At 47.4% G+C, this 4,674-nt stretch carries 5 protein-coding genes; all 5 read left to right on the top strand.

What is annotated here, in order from left to right; translation table 11 throughout:
- Nucleotides 1-432: 432 nt before the first annotated feature.
- The 5 genes from ACXLDX_RS06720 (at nucleotide 433) to ACXLDX_RS06700 (ending at nucleotide 4,551) form a co-directional block, all read left to right on the top strand.
- Nucleotides 433-1,401: a hypothetical protein gene (locus tag ACXLDX_RS06720; RefSeq protein WP_457576423.1), complete on the top strand. Its 969-nt coding sequence runs from the start codon at nucleotides 433-435 to the stop codon at nucleotides 1,399-1,401.
- 187 nt (nucleotides 1,402-1,588) lie between these two features.
- Entirely contained in the window at nucleotides 1,589-1,861 is a 273-nt protein-coding gene (locus ACXLDX_RS06715) for a phosphopantetheine-binding protein (protein WP_457576422.1), read from the top strand.
- Nucleotides 1,862-1,863: 2 nt separating this feature from the next.
- A complete protein-coding gene (locus tag ACXLDX_RS06710; protein WP_457576421.1) occupies nucleotides 1,864-2,850 on the top strand; it encodes a beta-ketoacyl synthase N-terminal-like domain-containing protein in 987 nt (328 codons plus the stop codon).
- Nucleotides 2,851-2,854: 4 nt separating this feature from the next.
- Nucleotides 2,855-4,165, top strand: coding sequence for a B12-binding domain-containing radical SAM protein (locus tag ACXLDX_RS06705; RefSeq protein WP_457576420.1), 1,311 nt, complete (start codon nucleotides 2,855-2,857; stop codon nucleotides 4,163-4,165).
- 221 nt (nucleotides 4,166-4,386) lie between these two features.
- Nucleotides 4,387-4,551: a hypothetical protein gene (locus ACXLDX_RS06700; protein ID WP_457576419.1), complete on the top strand. Its 165-nt coding sequence runs from the start codon at nucleotides 4,387-4,389 to the stop codon at nucleotides 4,549-4,551.
- Nucleotides 4,552-4,674 lie beyond the last annotated feature (123 nt).

Here is a 4,674-nt window from a genome sequence, read left to right as displayed (position 1 = left end):
CTATCCTCTCCCCCCTTTACTGGGGGCAGGCAGGATTTTACGATCTGCTCCTCCGCCAGGGAAATCTCTACTCCATCCTGCCCGAAGCGGGTGCGCTGTTCGGCTTCGGACTGCTGCTCTGTACCGCCGCACTGCTGCATAATCGCAGAAGAATAATTCTGTAAATTGTTTTTATTAAATAATTCCAGATTACCCATGAAACTCAGCCGGACAGGGATGAGTCTGCTTTGTCAAGATAGTCTGCAGGGACGGGTTTATGGCGTCCCTCGGACGAGGTCAGAATGGGGCTCATCGCTTAAGTTAACGACATTGGTTCAGAGGTAATAAAATCACAGAGTTGCTACTCTTGCGACCAATTACAGTTGCACCGGGAATACTTATGCCTTAAGATACTCGCTTCTGCATACTTCCGGATCCCAGCCGAGGTCTCCCATGAACCATATTTTCCGCTTCATCGTTTTTCTCCTTTTCAGCACTCCCCTATTAACAGGCTGTTCATCGAAACAGCTCTATAAATTCGACAACATCAGGCTCGTTCGTCCGGAAAAACAGCAAACAGAAAGAACCCTCTCCCCCTCTTTTTTAATCCATGAATGGCAGCAGAAATACAATCGACCGGGTCAGGTTCGTGTACGGGGAAACAGCAGAAAAGCCGAGGTATTTATTGATTCGAGAACCCCCGTTATCTATTTCGACAGCCGCCCTTTTTCCACCACGAATGCCGAATACACAAATCTCATTTACCGGATTCACTTTTCTGAAATCCCGTTCAGTCTTTTTCCATTCCATCTGGCAACAGGAAAAAACGTGGGTATTCTCGTAATTATCACTTTTGACAGAAACAGACACCCTGTACTGATTACTACGGCAAATACCTGTGGATGCTACGTGTCCATCACCGCAACCAGCTTTCTCCCGCGACAGGCATATCCTGTCGGCTGGCCGGCAAAAGAACAGTTCATTTACGGAGAAATATTACCAACCCGTTTGGCGATAAAAAAACCTGTCGGCGAATTGATAATCTCGATTCGCCCGGAAGTTCACAGGGTTATGAATATTGAGATCATCCCGTCACAAGCTGAACAAAAATACCAAAAGGTACCGGCAAAACTGCTTCTCCTGGCAAAATTAAAATCTCTGCGACTTCAGGATGGAAAAACCACCAGTATGTACTACAGTAACTGGCCCCTGGGGGGACATGTGCGGGGTGCGATAAAACCATGGGAAACTTTGCTGCTCAGCCTGATAAGCCTTGATCTGTATGTGGGGATGGACAAGGAATATGGCAATACTGACGAAACAAGCAATCCGTTTTATACCAGCCTTCTTCCATGGAACCGCAAGGCATCTGACATGAATGATTTTGCTCGGTTTCTGCGTTTTTACGACTGGAAACTGTAAAACAGAAAAACAGCCGGGTATTATTTGGACAAGGGGATAGCCCGTGGCAAACATATTTAAAATAGAGTATATGGTAACTGGCCGCAGGGGTAGCAACTCTATGATTTTATTACCTCTGTGACCAGTTACAAAATATTTGGTGTATTACTGGTGAACAAATCAAGACAAACGTTTTCCGGAGCAGACAATGGCATATACGGACATCCAGGGCCTTGAAAAAGAGCTGCTGGATCTGATACTTTCAACTTGTGAGCGGGACAGAGAGGATGCCGCGGAAATGGACACAGACTCCCCCCTGATAGGTCCCGAATCTATACTTGGCCTGGATTCCCTGGATGCAGTAGAAATCGTATCCCTGATCCAGACCCATTTCGGCGTTCGCATCACATCTAAGGAAACCAGTGTGGAAGTCTTAAATTCGCTGGCCACTATCGCCGACTATATTCGGGTCAACAGATAAAAATGAGCTGGAAAATTTCAGGAATCGGCGTTACCGGTGCTTTCGGCTCGAGTCTTAAGGAAATGACAGAAGCGGTAAGTCGCGCAGAAAGAAAACCTGATCTCCTTTCCTGGGACGACAAACATCATATGGAGGTATTCAAGGCCAAAACTGCAGAAATTGCGAAGTTTTTTCCTAAAAACCTCCTGCGCAGAACCGACCATTTTTCAAAAATGGCCCTTCTCGCATCATCTCTGGCGTTTGAGAAGTGTGAAAATCGTGAAGAATGGTCCGGTGATGATACGGGGATAATTGTTGCTACCGGGTATGGCAGTATCGGTTCCACCTGCCGGTTTAAGGATTCTGTTTTCGCGAGTAATGACAAAGGCCCGTCTCCCCTGCTGTTTTCCAGATCCGTTCATAATCAGGCGGCATCACATCTGGCCATTCTGCTGGGAATAACCGGCCCCAATCTCACTATCAGCCAGCATTATCTCTCCTTCCACAGTGCCATGCAGACGGCCTGTCTCTGGCTTATGGAGCAAAAAGTCAAACGGGTACTGGTTGGCGGCATTGATGAGTTTGATCCAGTCCTGGCCTACAGCCGGAAACGCTTTATACAAAAAAAACCGGCAGACTGCAGCGATCCAGCCCTCCAGGATTACCGGTCAATCCCGGGAGAAGGTGCCGGTTTTTTCCTGCTTGAACAAGGCGGTGGAAAAAAAGGTTCAATACTTGAGATACCGAGAATCGACAGAACATCCGGAAATAATTTTGTGTTCCCGAAAAATCAGGGAACAACTGTCTGTTATGATTGCTCCAGGACTACGCCATCCTGCATAAAAAAGAAGAGCAGACAGGCAGACCCTCGACGTTTCTACGGAGAGTTCCCAACTGCCGCCGCCCTGGATCTCGCCTTTGCCATGGCCACGACTCCAGGGGGACAGGAAATCTCCTGTATCCAGATGACCGGGGAAAGGCGTTATGGTATTATACAGGCAAGAGCGTAATTATATGAAAATTCTCCTTATCAACCCCCCGAACAGCGGCAGGTCAATTCCTGAAGAAGAATTTGGCATTACCTCCATTAAACTGATTTTCCGGGGCGAACCCCTGGCCCTTGAAACCCTGGCAGGCAACCTGCCGGATCACGACGTGATCATTGCTGATCTCAAAGCCGATCCCCTCTGTCTGGAAACTATCCTCGAAAATTTCGGCCGACCGGATATCGTCGGACTGACAGGTGTGACCTGTGAAGCCAACAGTGTTCTGGCACTGGCCAGGGATATAAAAAAACGGTACAAGCCGGACTGCCCCGTAATCGTTGTTGGCGGACATCATGCCTCATGTGATCCCGGCTATTTCAACCGGAAATATATAGACTTTGTTGTAAAAGGCCTGGGCAAGGCAACTTTCGCCAGCCTAGTTCACCACCTGGAACAGAAAAAATCTCCGGATAACATCCCCGGACTGGCCAGGGTCGGAAACGACCGACAGCTGACCATCAATGCCAAGCGATACAGTACTGAAGATTTAGTCGACACAATGGCTCCACGCTATGATCTTGTAGCCGGTCACAGGGACAGCTATATCATGAGCGGAGCAGGCGGCAAAGTCGGCTTTGTTTCCACCGCATTCGGCTGTACCCACTGCTGCTCCTTCTGCACTATTCCTTCCCTTACGGGAGGTCGTTATCTGTCCCATTCCTGCGATTCAATCCTTCGAGATATTGATCTGCTGGGAGATGTACCCCTGATCCGTTTCGTCGACGCCAACACCTTCGGCGACATGGCTGTGGCCCGCAAACTTGCCAAAACACTGCTTGACCGAGGAATTAAAAAACGTTTTGTGGCAGACGTCCGCGCCGACACCGTGGTCAATAACCCGCAGATCATGCAACTCTGGGCCAAAGCCGGCCTTGTTTCCGTTGTCATCGGTTTTGAAGAGATCAATGACAACCGTCTGGCCATGCTGAACAAGAAGAGTACCAACAGCACCAATATAAAGGCCCTGGAAATCCTGAAAGAACTGGGGATCAGGGTCATCGGCGATTTTATTATCTCTCCCGATTATGGTTATGAAGAATTCGAGGCCCTGGACAACTTTATCAACCACTACGAAATAGATCTGCCGGTTCCGTCAATTCTCACTCCGATTCCAGGCACGCCGCTCCATCACCGCCTGAAAAATGAGATTGCAATAACAGATCTCGATTATTATACATTTTCGAATGCCGTGCTGCCTACTAAACTGAGCAGGAAAGATTTTTACACAACCTATTCAACTATAATGAAAAAACTGCACAGTCATATAAAAAACTCCTGACCGGATACGAAAAAACCATTCACGAATCGTAATTACTCACAGGTACCCCAGCTTTTCACGGTCTCTTTTGTCCGCATAGTAGGCTATAGCGAACAAAAGAGCCTGAAAAAATCTGCGGCACCTGTGAGCAATTACAGTTCAGAGGTAATAACATCATAAAGTTGCTGCCCCTGTGATCAGTTACGATTTTCCGGATGGACACCTGGCAATCAGGTGTTTGAATGTTATTTACTGGAACCGTGAGAAATATGGAAGAAAAACAATTTATTTTTGCTGGCTGGATGATTGACGGCAGCGGCGGTCCTGTTCAGGGTCATGTTCTGCTGGGGATTGAGGATGGTTTCATAACGGATATTGAGAATGGAAGTAATATAAAAAAAATGTAACTACTCACCCCTAAAAAAAATAAAAAAAAGCTTGACAGGAATTTGAGAGGATTTTTTGCAACATACGGCAATGCCACAAAAACGTCCCCTGTGACGCAACAGATGGGGAGTGCTTACTCAAAC

The organism is Desulfomarina sp. (assembly GCF_054039375.1).
This window is presented reverse-complemented; position numbering and strand designations above follow the sequence as displayed.